17 protein-coding genes are annotated in these 13,982 nt (G+C 71.8%); 6 read left to right on the plus strand and 11 right to left on the minus strand.

Going from position 1 to position 13,982, the window contains the following annotated elements; genetic code table 11:
• Positions 1-130: 130 nt before the first annotated feature.
• Positions 131-775: a response regulator transcription factor gene (locus ABGA99_RS34770; RefSeq protein WP_347581612.1), complete on the minus strand. Its 645-nt coding sequence runs from the start codon at positions 773-775 to the stop codon at positions 131-133.
• Positions 772-1,956, minus strand: coding sequence for a histidine kinase (locus ABGA99_RS34775; RefSeq protein WP_347581613.1), 1,185 nt, complete (start codon positions 1,954-1,956; stop codon positions 772-774). Before ABGA99_RS34775 ends, ABGA99_RS34770 begins: the two co-directional genes overlap by 4 nt.
• A 133-nt stretch (positions 1,957-2,089) precedes the next feature.
• Here ABGA99_RS34775 and ABGA99_RS34780 point away from each other — a divergent pair, with 133 nt between their 5' ends.
• Entirely contained in the window at positions 2,090-3,049 is a 960-nt protein-coding gene (locus tag ABGA99_RS34780; protein WP_347584192.1) for an SDR family oxidoreductase, read from the plus strand.
• Positions 3,050-3,144: 95 nt separating this feature from the next.
• Here the strand turns inward: ABGA99_RS34780 and ABGA99_RS34785 are convergent, their stop codons facing one another.
• A complete protein-coding gene (locus ABGA99_RS34785; protein WP_347584193.1) occupies positions 3,145-3,699 on the minus strand; it encodes a Clp protease N-terminal domain-containing protein in 555 nt (184 codons plus the stop codon).
• Positions 3,699-3,908, minus strand: a complete 210-nt coding sequence (locus ABGA99_RS34790; protein WP_347581616.1) for a helix-turn-helix domain-containing protein — start codon at positions 3,906-3,908, stop codon at positions 3,699-3,701. Before ABGA99_RS34790 ends, ABGA99_RS34785 begins: the two co-directional genes overlap by 1 nt.
• A 125-nt stretch (positions 3,909-4,033) precedes the next feature.
• Here ABGA99_RS34790 and ABGA99_RS34795 point away from each other — a divergent pair, with 125 nt between their 5' ends.
• Positions 4,034-4,318: a type II toxin-antitoxin system Phd/YefM family antitoxin gene (locus ABGA99_RS34795; protein WP_347584194.1), complete on the plus strand. Its 285-nt coding sequence runs from the start codon at positions 4,034-4,036 to the stop codon at positions 4,316-4,318.
• A complete protein-coding gene (locus ABGA99_RS34800) occupies positions 4,315-4,707 on the plus strand; it encodes a type II toxin-antitoxin system VapC family toxin (protein ID WP_347581618.1) in 393 nt (130 codons plus the stop codon). The genes ABGA99_RS34795 and ABGA99_RS34800 overlap by 4 nt, the downstream gene beginning before the upstream one ends.
• Positions 4,708-4,717: 10 nt before the next feature.
• Here ABGA99_RS34800 and ABGA99_RS34805 read toward each other — a convergent pair whose 3' ends face one another.
• The 4 genes from ABGA99_RS34805 to ABGA99_RS34820 form a co-directional block, all read right to left on the minus strand.
• Positions 4,718-5,680, minus strand: a complete 963-nt coding sequence (locus tag ABGA99_RS34805) for a zinc-binding dehydrogenase (protein ID WP_347584195.1) — start codon at positions 5,678-5,680, stop codon at positions 4,718-4,720.
• 92 nt (positions 5,681-5,772) lie between these two features.
• A complete protein-coding gene (locus ABGA99_RS34810) occupies positions 5,773-6,525 on the minus strand; it encodes an amino acid ABC transporter ATP-binding protein (RefSeq protein ID WP_347581646.1) in 753 nt (250 codons plus the stop codon).
• A 17-nt stretch (positions 6,526-6,542) separates the two neighbouring features.
• Positions 6,543-7,511 carry an amino acid ABC transporter permease gene (locus ABGA99_RS34815; protein ID WP_347581620.1) on the minus strand — a complete coding sequence of 323 codons (969 nt, stop codon included), beginning with the start codon at positions 7,509-7,511 and terminating at the stop codon, positions 6,543-6,545.
• 36 nt (positions 7,512-7,547) lie between these two features.
• Complete coding sequence (locus ABGA99_RS34820; RefSeq protein ID WP_347581621.1) at positions 7,548-8,471, minus strand: ABC transporter substrate-binding protein; 924 nt, start codon at positions 8,469-8,471, stop codon at positions 7,548-7,550.
• A 493-nt stretch (positions 8,472-8,964) separates the two neighbouring features.
• Here ABGA99_RS34820 and ABGA99_RS34825 point away from each other — a divergent pair, with 493 nt between their 5' ends.
• Positions 8,965-10,179 (plus strand): NADP-dependent malic enzyme, encoded by a 1,215-nt coding sequence (locus ABGA99_RS34825; protein WP_347584196.1) that lies wholly within the window; start codon positions 8,965-8,967, stop codon positions 10,177-10,179.
• 174 nt (positions 10,180-10,353) lie between these two features.
• Here ABGA99_RS34825 and ABGA99_RS34830 read toward each other — a convergent pair whose 3' ends face one another.
• A complete protein-coding gene (locus ABGA99_RS34830) occupies positions 10,354-11,382 on the minus strand; it encodes an aldo/keto reductase (RefSeq protein ID WP_347581623.1) in 1,029 nt (342 codons plus the stop codon).
• Between the two features lie 108 nt (positions 11,383-11,490).
• Here ABGA99_RS34830 and ABGA99_RS34835 point away from each other — a divergent pair, with 108 nt between their 5' ends.
• Positions 11,491-12,072, plus strand: a complete 582-nt coding sequence (locus ABGA99_RS34835; protein ID WP_347584197.1) for a helix-turn-helix domain-containing protein — start codon at positions 11,491-11,493, stop codon at positions 12,070-12,072.
• Between the two features lie 22 nt (positions 12,073-12,094).
• Here the strand turns inward: ABGA99_RS34835 and ABGA99_RS34840 are convergent, their stop codons facing one another.
• On the minus strand, positions 12,095-12,892 hold the full coding sequence (locus tag ABGA99_RS34840; protein WP_347584198.1) for a class I SAM-dependent methyltransferase: 798 nt from the start codon (positions 12,890-12,892) through the stop codon (positions 12,095-12,097).
• Between the two features lie 98 nt (positions 12,893-12,990).
• Here ABGA99_RS34840 and ABGA99_RS34845 point away from each other — a divergent pair, with 98 nt between their 5' ends.
• Positions 12,991-13,611 (plus strand): CGNR zinc finger domain-containing protein, encoded by a 621-nt coding sequence (locus tag ABGA99_RS34845; protein WP_347581626.1) that lies wholly within the window; start codon positions 12,991-12,993, stop codon positions 13,609-13,611.
• Here the strand turns inward: ABGA99_RS34845 and sodX are convergent.
• Entirely contained in the window at positions 13,524-13,958 is a 435-nt protein-coding gene (sodX, locus tag ABGA99_RS34850) for a nickel-type superoxide dismutase maturation protease (protein WP_347581627.1), read from the minus strand. The two genes, ABGA99_RS34845 and sodX, sit on opposite strands and share 88 nt — an antisense overlap.
• Between the last annotated feature and the right edge of the window lie 24 nt (positions 13,959-13,982).

Raw genomic sequence — 13,982 nt, forward strand, 5'->3', positions numbered from 1 at the left:
ACCCACCCTCGGGCCATCCGCGATCAGACCCGCCCTCGAACCGCAGACACCACCAGACACGTCCCACCGCCCCCACGCACCACCACCGCCACCCGCCCCTGACCGGACTCCCCCGGGCCCGGCCCGCCCCTCACCCCGCCAGGTCCCGTGCCGCGATCGCCGCCTGGACCCTGTTCGCCACCCCCAGTTCCGCCAGGATCCGGCTCACGTGGGCCTTCACCGTCGACTCCCGCAGCCGCAGCAGTGCCCCGATCTCCGCGTTCGTCATCCCGTCCGCCACCGCCGACAGCACCTGCCGCTCCCGCGGGGTCAGTCGCGCCGCCGCCTCCCTCGCCGCCCGCCTGCGGGTGGCCTCCGGGTGGTGGAAGCGGCTGATGACCGTGCGGGTGACCGTCGGGGAGAGCATCGCGGCGCCGGCGGCGACCACGTGGATCGCCTGGAGGATGGCGTCCGGCGGGGTGTCCTTGAGCAGGAAGCCCGCGGCGCCCGCCGCCAGGGCGCCGTAGACGTACTCGTCGAGGTCGAACGTGGTGAGCACGATGACCGCCGGCGGATCCGGCAGCCGGCCCAGCGCGGCGGTGGCCGCGATGCCGTCCATCCCGGGCATACGGATGTCCACCAGGGCGACGTCGACCCGCCGGCCGCGGGCCGCCGCCACCGCGGCGGCGCCGTCAGCCGCCTCCCCGGCGAGTTCGAGCCCGTCGTCGGTGGCGACGAGGTCTCTCAGCCCCGCGCGTACGAAGGCGTCGTCGTCGACGACCAGGACGCGGATCACCGGGCCGCCGCCGCGCTCAGCACAGGTGGATCCTCCACCGGGTGTACGGGCACGGGCAGTTCGGCGGTGAGCACGAATCTGCCGCCGTCGGTGGACCCCGTGGTGAGTTCGCCGTGCAGGGCGGCCACCCGCTCGGCTATGCCCACCAGGCCGTAGCCACGCGACGTGCCGTCCGGCGGCTCCGGCGCCACCCCGCACTCGTTCTCCGCGCGTATCGCCACCCGCGTCCTGGTCACCGTCACCGTGAGGTCGACCGGCGTGCCGGGAGCGTGCTTGCGGGCGTTGGTGAGGGCCTCCTGCACGATCCGGTGGGCGGCGAGGCGGACGGCCGCGGGCAGGCCGGCGAGGTCGTCGGTGCGGGCGCGGACCCGGGTGCCGGCGCGCTCGGACTCGGCGATGAGGGCGGGCAGGTCGTCGGCGGTGGGGGCCAGCGGGACCGGGCCTTCGTGGTCGCGCAGGGCGCCCAGCAGGTCCCGCAGGTCGTCCAGGGCGTGTGCGCTCGTCGTACGGAGGAGGTCGAGGCGGTCGCGTACGGGCTCGGGGACCGTGTCGCCGCGGCGCTGGAGCACGCCCGTGTGCAGGACGAGGAGGCTGAGCCGGTGGGCGAGCACGTCGTGCATCTCGCGGGCGATACGCGCCCGTTCGGCCATCCGCACCTGCTCGTCGCGCAGCCGGTTCGCCGCCGCCAGGTGCTCCAGTTGCCGCGCGAGCGACCCGGTCAGGTCGCGCTGGCTGCGCGCGGCCAGGCCGACGGCCAGCGGCACGGCGAGGATCGCGCAGGGGAAGAGCATGACCTGCGGCATGTTCACCAGCTCGCGGAACGGGCCGGATGCGGCCGGTACGAAGACGGCGCCGGTCAGCGCTATCGCCGTCATCCGCGACCGCCACACCGTGACCCCGTACAGCGCGATGAACACCGGCCAGAGCTGGCTCTCCAGCAAGAACCCCGCGCCGGTCACCGCCGCCACCGTCACCGGCATCCGGCGGCACAGCGGCAACGCCGCGCACAGCGCGACGGCGACGACCGCGCTCGCCGCCGGCGACGTGAGGAGGCCCGCCGGCTCGGTCAGCGCCGCGCGGACCGACTTGACGACGACGAAGACGAACCCGGCCGCCAGCAGCAGCCGGAGCTGCAGCGGCGTCAGCAGTGCTCGGCGCACGGGCCGTTCGGCGGTGGACATACCGGCATCGTAAACAGCGTCACCGACACGCACATTCGACGAAAGTCGGGGGTCGGCCCGGCCCGCCACCGCCGTTGGTCGGTGCGCGCCGCCGCCGGGCGGCGGATGCGGCACGCGGCGTACGGGCCGGAGGGTGGAGCCGTTACCGCAGGTCGAGGAGGGACAGCACATGCAGGACGGCAACAGCGGATCGGTGGGACGGCGGCACGTACTGGGCGGGGCGGCAGCGGCGATGGCCGCCGCCGGGGTGGGCCTCGGGGCCGGCGCCCGGACGGCGTCGGCGCAGGAGCGCGGACAGCGGGGGAAAGGCGGGAGGTATGCCGGGAAGACGGTCCTGGTCACCGGCGCCACCTCCGGTATCGGGCGGGCCGCGGCGATCGCCTTCGCCGCGGAGGGCGCGCGGGTCGGGTTCTGCGGCCGGCGCCGGAACCTGGGGCAGGACGTCGAGCGGCAGATCCGCAAGGCGGGCGGGGAGGCGACGTACATCAGGGCCGACGTGCGCCGGCCGGAGGAGGTGGAGGGGTTCGTCGACGCGGTGGCGCAGAAGTACGGCGGCCTCGACATCGCGCTCAACAACGCGGGGATCCAGAAGCCGTTCACCGACCTGCACGAGGTCTCGGTGGCGGACTGGGACGACGTCACCCTCACCAACACCCGCGGCATCTTCCTGGCGATGAAGTACGAGATCCCCCACCTGCGGGCGCGCGGGGGCGGCGTCATCCTCGTCACGGGCTCGTCCAACCAGTACGCGACCCGCCCCGGCCTCGGCTCGTACACGGCGAGCAAGAACAGTGTGACCGGCCTGGTGCAGGCGGCGGCGATCGAGAACGGCGCCCACGGCATCCGCGTGGTGGCGCTGGCACCGGGGATGACGGACACGCCGATGCTGGACGTGCACCGGCCGCCGGGCGACACCGACGAGCAGTGGGCGGCACGCAAGGCGGAGTTCGGACGGCAGGGGATCGACGCCTTCAAGCGGATGGCGACGCCGGAGGAGATGGCGTCGGCGGCGCTGGGCCTGGCGTCGGACGACATGGGGTTCCAGACGGGTACGACGGTGGTGGTCGACGGCGGGCAGTTGGCCGGCATGTGACGCCGTGACCGCGGACCCGCGGCCGTACGGACAAGGAAGCGCGGGCCCGGCACGCACCGCCGGGCCCGCGCCACCGCCTACGCGCCCGCGCGGTGCTACCCCGCGCGCTGTACGGCGGGCAGGGCGGCCTCGATGGCGGTGTACGTGGCACCGTGGCCGGCCAGGACCTCGGCCGGGATGCCGGGGGCGGCGGCGAGGGCGAGCAGGATGTGCTCGTCGCCGATGGCCTTGTCCCCGCGCCCCAGGGCGATCTTGAGGGACCGCTCCAGCACGGCCTTGGCGGCGGCGTCGAACCTGGTACGTCCCCGCCGCCACCCGCGCCGCCGGGCGAGGGCGCCGGGACCGTGGGCGGACTCGACGCGGTCGACGACCGCGTCGACGTCGATGCCGATGCCGGCCAGCGCCTCGGCGTCGGACTTCGTCAGCCCACCCCGCCGCCGCGCCTCGTCCAGCCCCCGCACGACGCCGGCCCGCCGCGCCTCGGAGTCGACCCCGGCGGCGGCCAGCGCGACGGCCCCGGGGGTCCCGGATCCGGCGAGGAGCTGCCGGAGCAGGTGCTCGGCGGCGACGTGGGACTCGCCGTCGCGTTCCGCGCGCTCGGCCGCACCGCGGACGAGGTCCCTGGCGGCCTGGGTGAACCGTTCGAACATCAGCGCCTCCCGTGCTTCTTGTGTACCGCCTGCCGGCTGACCCCGAGCTCGGCCGCGACCTCCTGCCACGACCAGCCCTGATGACGTGCGCTACGCACCTGCACGGCCTCCAACTGCTCCAACAGCCGCCGCAACGCAGCCACGGCCCGCAGCCCCTCCCGGGGATCGGCACCCCCGGCCCGCTCGGCAAGCTCGGTCGCCTCACTCATGCCGTCAACCTACGTTGACAACAGGAAAATGTCAACCAGAGTTGACGCCACCCCCACTCTCCGGCCAGATGTAGGTACACTGGATTTCCTGTAGGCACATATCGGTGATCAGGAAGGAGCGATCGATGAGCACGATTTCCGTACGGGAGTTCTCGTACAACCCCAGCGCGGTCTTCGCTCGCGTCGAGCAGGGTGAAGCCGTCCAGGTCACCCGGCACGGGAACGTGATCGCCATACTGCTGCCGGCCTCGGGTGCCGCAGAGCGTTATGCCGACCTCGTATCGCGCGGCCAGATCCGCCTCAAGGCCGCGACGAGCGCCGACGTCTCCAGGCTTCCCCACTACGAGGTACCGGAAGACGCGGACCCGCTGGCAGTGCTGCTCGACGAGCGCGAGGACGACCCTCGGTGATCTATCTCGACGCGTCCGCCGTGATCACCCTCGTCTCCGGTCGCCGATACGCGTCCGAACTCCGGCGGTACCTCGGCGCACGGCCCGCGGTCCCCATGGCGACCAGCACCATCGGCTTCGTCGAGACCGTGCGGACTCTCGACCAGATGGGCAGCTTTCCCACCGCCATGCAGGACCTCATGCGAGACCTGACCGAAGTCCTGGTCACCGAAGAGGTCCGCGACCTCGCCGGGCTTCTGCCCGGCCGCGTACGCACCCTTGACGCCGTGCACGTCGCCAGCGCGCAGACGATCGGCCCGGCGCTCGACTCACTGATCAGCTACGACAAACGGATGCTGGAGGTCGCGCGGGAAGTCGGCCTCCCTGCCGCGGCTCCGGGTATGGACTGACGACCCGCCCTCAGCGGGTCAGGACCACCTTGCCGAACAAGTCGCCCGACGCCATCTTCTCGAAGCCCTCCCGGGCGCGGTCCAGGGGCAGCACCGTGTCGATCACCGGGCGGACGCCCTTGGCCGCGCAGAAGTTCAGCAGGCCCGCCAGTTCCTCCTTGCTGCCCATCGTCGAGCCGACGACCTTCAGTTCCAGGAAGAAGATCCGCTGCAGCTCCACCGCCGGCGGGTTCGGGCCGCTCGTCGTGCCGGAGATGACCAGGGTGCCGCCCGGACGCAGGGACTTCACCGAGTGGGACCACGTCGCCGCGCCCACCGTCTCCAGGACCGCGTCCATCCGGTGCGGCAGGCGCGTGCCCGGGGCCACCGCGGCTTCCGCGCCGAGGTCTTCGGCCCGCTTGCGCTTCGCCTCGTCGCGGCTCGTGGCGTACATCCGCAGCCCCGCCGCCGCGCCCAGCACGATAGCCGCCGTGGCGACGCCGCCGCCCGCGCCCTGGACCAGGACCGAGTCGCCGGGGCGTACGCCGGCGTTGGTGAAGAGCATGCGGTACGCCGTCAGCCACGCCGTCGGCAGGCACGCGGCCTCCTCGAAGCTCAGCTCCTTCGGCTTCGGCAGGACGTTCCAGGCCGGGACGGCGACCTGCTCCGCGAACGTGCCCTGGTACCGCTCGGTCAGCAGCGACCGCGGCTCGTTCGGGCCCACCCCGTGGCCGGTCTGGCCGATGACGGAGTGGAGGACGACCTCGTTGCCGTCGGCGTCGACGCCCACCGCGTCGCACCCGAGGATCATCGGCAGGGCGTCCTCGCCGAGTCCGACGCCGCGCAGCGACCACAGGTCGTGGTGGTTGAGGGAGGCGGCTCTGACGTCGACGACGGCCCATCCGGGCGGGGCCTGCGGCGCGGGCCGCTCCCCCAACTCCAGGCCGTTCAGCGGCTCGTCACGGTCGATGCGGGCTGCGTAGGCGGCGTACATGACCATGAAGTTACGCCCCGGGGCGGGGGCCGTACCAGCCCCCGCCCCGCCGAGCGAAATATCTCACCCGGGTCCGAGGACCCGGACGGGACTCACAGCACCTTCGACAGGAACGTCTTCGTCCGCTGGTGCTGCGGGTTCGTCAGCACGTCCCGCGGGTGCCCCGACTCCACCACCACGCCGTCGTCCATGAAGACCAGCGCGTCCCCGACCTCCCGCGCGAACCCCATCTCGTGCGTGACGACGATCATCGTCATGCCCGACTCCGCGAGGTCGCGCATCACGTCCAGCACCTCGCCGACCAGCTCCGGGTCGAGCGCAGAGGTGGGCTCGTCGAAGAGCATCAGCTTCGGCTCCATCGCCAGCGCCCGCGCGATGGCGACGCGCTGCTGCTGGCCGCCGGAGAGCTGCGTGGGGTAGCCGGCCGCCTTGTCCGCGAGGCCCACGCGGTCCAGCAGCCGCAGCGCGCGCTCCCGTGCCGTCGCCTTGGACTCCCGCTTGACCTGGACCGGCGCCTCCATGACGTTCTCCAGGGCGGTCATGTGCGGGAAGAGGTTGAAGCGCTGGAACACCATGCCGATGTCCTTACGCTGTGCGGCGACCTCTTTGTCCTTCAGCTCGTAGAGCTTGTTGCCCTGCTGCCGGTAGCCGACGAGGTGACCGTCGACGTACAGCCGCCCGGCGTTGATCTTCTCCAGGTGGTTGATGCACCGCAGGAAGGTCGACTTGCCGGAGCCCGAGGGGCCGACGAGGCAGAAGACCTCGCGCGGCGCGACCTCCAGGTCGATGCCCTTGAGGACGTGGGTGAGCCCGAAGGACTTGTGTACGCCCTCGGCCTTGACCATTGCCGTCATGGCGGCGCTCACCTCGTTCCCTTCAGCCGCGGCCCGGTAAAGACGCTCCGCCGGATCTTCTGCCACGGGGTCAGTGGCAACTGGCGTACGGAGCCCTTGGCGTAATGCCGCTCGATGTAGTACTGGATAACGCTGAACACGCTGGTCATCGCCAGATACCAGATGGCGACGACGATGTACATCTCCATCGGGTTCAGGTTGGTCGCGGAGATCTCGTTCGACACGAACGTGAGCTCGGTGTACTGGATCACCATCGCCAACGACGAGGTCTTCAGCATGTTGATGAACTCGTTGCCCGTCGGCGGCACGATCACCCGCATCGCCTGGGGCAGCACGATGCGCCGCATCGTCTTCCCCCGGCTCATGCCGAGCGCGTGCGACGCCTCCGTCTGGCCCTCGTCGACCGACTGGATGCCGGCGCGGACGATCTCGGCCATGTACGCGGCCTCGTTGAGGCCGAGGCCGAGGAGCGCCGCGAGGAACGGGGTCATGACGTCGGTCATCTCGTTCTTGTAGAACGGACCCAGGTTGAGGGTCTGGAAGACGAGGCCGAGGTTGTACCAGAGCAGGAGTTGCAGCAGCACCGGGGTGCCGCGGAAGAACCAGATGTAGAGGTTGGCGAACGCCGAGGTCACCGGGTTGTCCGAGAGCCGCATGATCGCGAGCACGATGCCGAGGACCACGCCGAGCAGCATGGCGAGCACGGTGATCAGCAGCGTGTTCCCGGCGGCCTCGACGACCCGGTCGGAGAACAGGTACTCGGGGACGTCGCCCCACTCGATCTTGGCGTTGGCGAAGGCGTAGACGAGCAGCCCGAGGAGCGCGAGGACGACCGCGGCGCTCACCCAGCGCCAGGGGTGGCGCACGGGTATCGCCTTGATCGCCTCGGGCGGCACCGCGGTGGCGGTGCCCGTCTTCGAGAGTTCGGGCCCGGCCGGCCGCATGTCGGCCGGGCCCGGTGAGGTCGGGTCGGTCACGGGAGGACTTCTCTCTGGAACGGCTGCGGGCGGTGGTTACTCGTTGCCACCGTTGACGGTGGCCTTGTCGACGCCGCCCTTCTGGACGTTCCACTTCTCCAGTACCTTCTGGTACTCGCCGTTCTCGATGATCGCGTCCAGCGCCTTGGCGAGCGCGTCACGCAGCTCGGCGTCGTCCTTGGAGACCGCGATGCCGTACGGGGCCGCGTCGATCTGCTCGCCGACGACCTCGAAGTCCTCGCCGCCGCCCGACTCCCGGGCGTTGTACGCGGCGACCGGGAAGTCGTTCAGGTCCGCGACCGCCCGGCCCTGCTTGACCTGCTGCAGCGCCTCGGTGTCCTTGGTGAAGGGCAGCGTCTTGATCGGCTTGTCGCACTTCTCGTTCTGCGCCTTGGCGATGTCCGCGCTGACCGTGCCCCGCTGGAAGGCGACTGTCTTGCCGCACAGGTCGTCGAGCGTGGAGATGCCCTCGGGGTTGCCCTTCTGGACCAGGATGGAGACGCCGGCGGAGAAGTAGTCGACGAAGTCGACCTCGGCCTGGCGCTCCTTGTTGTCGGTCATCGACGACATGATGATGTCGAAGCGGCCCGAGTCGAGCGACGGGATCAGGTTGTCGAAGACGTTGTTCTGGAACTGGAACTCGACGCCCAGCTCCTCGCCGAGCGCGTTGGCGATGTCGATGTCGACCCCGGCGGGCTTGCCGCCCTGGTCGAACTCCATCGGGGCGTACGCGATGTCCGAACCGACCTTGATCACGCCGGCGTCCTCGATGGCCTTGGGCAGCGCGCCGGGCGCCGCGTTCGACGAGGTCTTGCTCTCGCCGCCGTCGCCGCTGTCGCCCCCGTCGTCGGTCTGGTCGCCGCAGGACGAGAGCACGAGGGCCCCCGCGGCGGCGAGTGCCCCGACGGCCACCAGTCGTGACTTGGCTGCTCCGGTGCGCCGGGTGGTGCGAGGGCTCATTGCGGGATCCTCCTGCGGGGGGTGAACGGGGGTCGGAAGTTCACGGCCCCGGACGCGGCGGTTTGGTGCGCCTGGGGCGGATGTCGACGACTGCCGACGACGGCATCTTTGCATCCGGAAGACACGGCTCAGGAAGGCTGACGGGTCAAAATCCGATAACAGGTTCGGTAATGAGACGTAGCTCACGTTTAGGCATTTCCCCTAAACACCGCAATTCGCGCCATTTCGCAGTATGCAAGCCTCCGCATGGCTATGCGATTCGGCTCCGCTCAGTCTCGAGAAGTAGCTCGCACGGGGCGCTCGGCTTCCTGTACAACGGACACTTACACCCCAAATCCGGGGCCCAGGGCGCGAGTGCGGCGCGCCCGGTGTCCGGGCCTCACCGTGGCCATGGCGCTCACTCCGCGGCCAGGCGGCCGGACACGTGCCCGCCCACCCCTCGACCGAGAGGGGTGGTTCCTCTTTCTATGACTGTGACTAAGGGGTCAACAACGTGGCAGCGGAGATCGTCAACCCTCCGAGCGGGACGGATACGTCCGACAGCCCAGACGACGACTACTTCGATCCGGCCTTCGCCCTCCACCGGGGCGGCAAGATGGCCGTCCAGGCGACCGTGCCGGTCAACGACAGGGACGACCTGTCGCTCGCCTACACACCGGGCGTCGCCAAGGTGTGCACCGCCATCGCGGAACAGCCCGAGCTCGTCCACGACTACACCTGGAAGTCCCAGGTCGTCGCCGTCGTCACCGACGGCAGCGCGGTCCTCGGCCTCGGCGACATCGGGCCGGAGGCCTCCCTTCCGGTGATGGAGGGCAAGGCCATCCTCTTCAAGCAGTTCGGCGGCGTGGACGCGGTCCCCGTCGCGCTGGACTGCCGCGAGGTCGACGAGATCGTCGAGACCGTGGCGCGGCTGGCGCCCTCCTTCGGCGGGGTGAACCTGGAGGACATCTCCGCCCCCCGCTGCTTCGAGATCGAGCGCAAGCTCCAGGAGCGCCTGGACATCCCGATCTTCCACGACGACCAGCACGGCACCGCGGTCGTCACGCTCGCCGCCCTGCGCAACGCCACGAAGCTCAGCGGCCGGTCGCTCGGCGAGCTGCGCGCGGTGATCTCCGGGGCCGGGGCGGCCGGTGCGGCGATCGCGAAGATCCTCGTGGAGGCCGGCATCGGGGACGTGGTCGTCGCCGACCGCAAGGGCATCGTCTCCGCGGACCGCGAGGACCTCACCGACGCCAAGCGGGAGCTGGCGGAGCTGACGAACCGCGCGGGGCGTACGGGCTCGCTGGAGTCGGCGCTCGCGGGCGCGGACGTCTTCATCGGCGTCTCGGGCGGCACGGTGCCGGAGCGGGCGGTGGCGACGATGGCGGAGGGCGCGTTCGTCTTCGCCATGGCCAACCCGAACCCGGAGATCCACCCGGACGTCGCGCACAAGTACGCGGCGGTCGTCGCCACCGGCCGCAGCGACTACCCGAACCAGATCAACAACGTGCTCGCGTTCCCCGGCATCTTCGCCGGCGCGCTGCAGGTGCGCGCCTCGCGGATCACCGAGGGCATGAAGCTGGCGGCGGCGGAGGCGCTGGCCGACGTGGTCGCGGGCGAGCTGAGCCCGGAGTGCGTGATTCCGTCCCCGTTCGACGAGCGGGTGGCGCCGGCCATCACGCGCGCGGTCGCCGCGGCGGCGCGCGCGGAGGGCGTGGCGCGCCGGTAGCCGCCGAGCGGCCCGTACGACGTCCGTCCGGCGGGCGGCGCGCGTACGGCCCGTGGAGCACCCCGAGCGGGGCCGTCCGGCAGGGTGCCGGGCGGCCCCGCTTCGTCGTACGTGGGCGGCGCACGACGACGGCGTACGGCCCGCGGACCGCGCCGTCCGTACCGCCCGTACCCCTCAGGCCGCCACGCGCTCCTCCGGCGCCCTGCGCCGCAGCCCGGCGCGCAGGATGGCCGGCGGGTCGTACGCCATGTCGAGCCGCCCGACCTCCGTGCCCGGCGGCACGATCGCGTCGATCTCGTCCAGCACGTCGTCGCCGAGCGTCGTCCCGGCGCCGGCGAGCAGGTCGTCCAGTTGCTCCATGGTGCGCGGCCCGATGATCGCGGACGTGACGCCCGGGTGGGAGATCACGAAGGCCAGCGCCATGTGCGTCAGCGACATGCCCGCCTTCCCCGCGAGCGGAAGCAGCCGTTCGACGGTGTCGAGCCGGCGCTCGTCCGCGAGGTGCTTGAAGCCGTAGCCGCCGCGGAAGGTGGCCGGCTCCTGGCCCTTGCGGTAGCGGCCGGTGAGCATGCCGCCGGCCAGCGGGCTCCACACCAGCGTGCCCATCCCGTACCGCTCGCAGACGGGCAGCACCTCGCGCTCGATGCCGCGGTCGAGGACCGAGTAGTTCGGCTGCTCGGTACGGAACCGCACCAGGCCGCGCCGCTCGGCGACCCACTGCGCCTCGACCAGGTCGGAGGCGGGGAAGGAGGAGGTGCCGACGGCCCGCACCTTCCCGGCGCGCACCAGGTCGGTGAGCGCGGACAGGGTCTCCTCGACGTCGGTGTCGGGGGCGGGCCGGTGGATCTGGAAGAGGTCGACGTGGTCGGTGCCGAGCCGGCGCAGCGAGTCCTCCAGGGCGCGGACGAGCCAGCGGCGGGAGTTGCCCTGCCGGTTGGGGTCGTCGCCCATGGGCAGGTGGGCCTTGGTGGCGAGTACGACGTCGTCGCGGCGGCCCTTGAGCGCCTTGCCGACGATCTCCTCGGACTCGCCGTGGCCGTAGATGTCGGCGGTGTCGACGAAGTTGACGCCCGCGGCCAGCGCCTTGTGGATGATGCGGACGGAGTCGTCGTGGTCGGGGTTGCCCTGGGCGCCGAACATCATCGCGCCCAGGCAGTAGGGGCTGACCTTGATCCCGGTCCGGCCCAGCGTGCGGTACTGCATGGCTCTCCTTGCGTGGACTGCGGGTCGTACGCCCCGATAGAGTGAATACGGAACGCCGTTCAGTCCGAGAATACGGAACACTGTTCCGTTTTTGCAAGGGGTCCGCGCATGCCTGAGCGCAGCACCACGGAGGAGCCGGCCCCCGGCCAACGCATGCGGCCGGACGTCCGGCGCAGCCTCGACGCACTACTGACCGCGGCCGCCGAGGTCTTCGAGACGGAGGGCGTGGACGCGCCCGTACGCCGCATCACGGCGAAGGCCGGGGTGGGGGCGGGGACGCTCTACCGGCACTTCCCGCAGCGCTCGGACCTCATCACGGCCGTCTTCCGCAACGAGGTCGACGCCTGCGCCGCGGCCGCCCCCGCGCTGGCCGCGCAGTACGAGCCGGTGGAGGCGCTGTCGCGGTGGCTGCACCGCTTCACGCGGTTCATCGCCGCGAAGCAGGGCCTGAAGGCCGCGCTGCACTCCGGCGACTGCGCGTACGAGAGCCTGCCCGGGTACTTCCAGGAGCGCTTCGTCCCCGCCCTGACCGACCTGCTGGACGCCGCCGCCGCGGCCGGCGACATCCGCTCCGACGTGACCCCCGACGACCTGCTGCAGGCGCTCAGCAGCATCATCGACCCGGACGACCCGGAGTACACGCGGCGCATGATCGGGCTGCTCGTCGACGGGCTGCGCTACCGCGGCTGACGGCGCCCGCCGGCCCGGCCGCTCAGCGCAGCGCCAGCACCGCCGCGTCCCGCGCGGAGGCCCAGACCGTACGGGCCTCGGCGAAGCCGGCCGCGCGCAGCGTCTCTGCGTGCCAGGCGGGCGCCTGGACGTCACCGTCGGCGTGGCCCTCGTTCGGGTCGTTCGGGTCGCCGAATATCGCGAAGCGCTCGGCCGCGGGACCGCCGAGCACCGGATCGGCGGCGACCACGCGCCACCAGTCCGCCCAGTCCAGCACCCCTTCGGCCCGCTCGCGGTCCTGGCGCACCTTGTTCCAGTTGCGCACCGCCTCGTTGATGCCGGGCGTGGCCGGGTCGGGCATGTGGTCGGCGTTGACGAAGATCCCGCCCTCGCGGACGACGCCGGCGATCTGCCCGTAGAGCGTGGCGAGCTGGTCGGAGAAGAGCCAGTGCAGCGCGGTGGAGGTGAGCACCGCGTCGTACGAACCCTGCGGCAGCCGCGCCGTCCAGTCGGGCTTGGCGAGGTCGGCGGTGACGAACTCCGCGCGCGGGTCGTCCGCGAAGGTGCCGCGGGCGATGGTGAGCAGCGCGGGGTCGAGGTCGACGCCGGTGGTGCGCGCGCCGGGGAACCGGCGCAGCAGCCGGGCGCTGATGCTGCCCGTGCCGCAGGCCAGGTCCAGCACCCGGGGCTCGGGCCCGACGAGGGCCTCGACCACGTCGAGCATCGCCTGGAAGCGGTCCTCGCGATCCGGCATGTACCACTCCTGCTGGCGGTCCCAGCTCGCCTGCCACCCCTGCCAGTCGGCGCCCACGGGCGTCGCGGCGGCGGTCGTTCCGGCCATTGCTGCCTCCCCTGCCTCGGCTGCGTAATACCCTCTATACAGGGTCGTCCATTACGACCCGGCCGCGTCAGCATAAGCCGAGCCCGTAAGGACTACAAGTGGAACTGGCCTATTACTCAGATATGGCCGTGCGCCTCGTCAACACCGAGGAGCCGCAGCGCGGCACCGACTCGCTGACCTCGCTGGACGCGGCCAAGGAGCTCTTCCGGGACAGCGGCAACTTCACCCGGCGGGCCACCGACGCCGACGTCAGCCGGCTGCGCCAGGTGCGGGGGCGGCTGCGGGGGGTCTTCGAGGCGGCCGACGAGGGCGACGAGGTACGCGCCGTGGACATGCTCAACGCACTGCTCATCGACTTCCCGGTCAGCCCGCAGGTCAGCGGGCACGACTTCCGCGACGAGGACGGGCGCCCCAAGTGGCACCTGCACATCGCGGAGCAGTCGGCCAACTCCGGGGCGGGCTTCGCCGCCGCGGCGTGCATGGGCCTGGCCGTGCACCTCACGGACTACGGCGTCGACCGCCTGGGCCTGTGCACGGCCCCGCCGTGCCGCAACGTCTTCCTCGACACCTCGACGAACCGCTCCCGCCGCTACTGCTCCGACCGCTGCGCCACCCGGGCCAACGTCGCGGCCTACCGCGCCCGGAAGCGCCAGGCCAACGGCCGCACCGCCGACGCCGCCCAGGACACCGCCGCGGGTACGGAGCGGACCGAGCGCTGAAGGCCCCGCGGGGGGCGCAGGCGCAGGAGGGCACGGGCGACGACCAGTTCGTCCGGTACAGCGCCGAACTCCCGGCTGTCGTTCTCCACGAACCGGTTGTCGCCGAGCACCCACCAGCCGCCGTCGCGGCGCGCCACCACCCGTTTCACGATCAGCAGATCCTGCTGGAACGGGTGGCGCAGCACCGCCACGTCACCGGGCCGCACCGCCACCCCGTACTGCACGATCAGCTGATCCCCCGGACGCAGCGTGGGCACCATCGACGGACCGTCGACCGCCGCGAGGCCGAGGCGCTGCAGTCCTCGGCGCTCGCCGTCGTGCCTGCGCTCGTTCACCTGGCCCTGCATCGGGCATGCACCTCCGGCCTGTCG

Source organism: Streptomyces sp. B5E4, assembly GCF_039871555.1.
GTDB lineage: Bacteria > Actinomycetota > Actinomycetes > Streptomycetales > Streptomycetaceae > Streptomyces.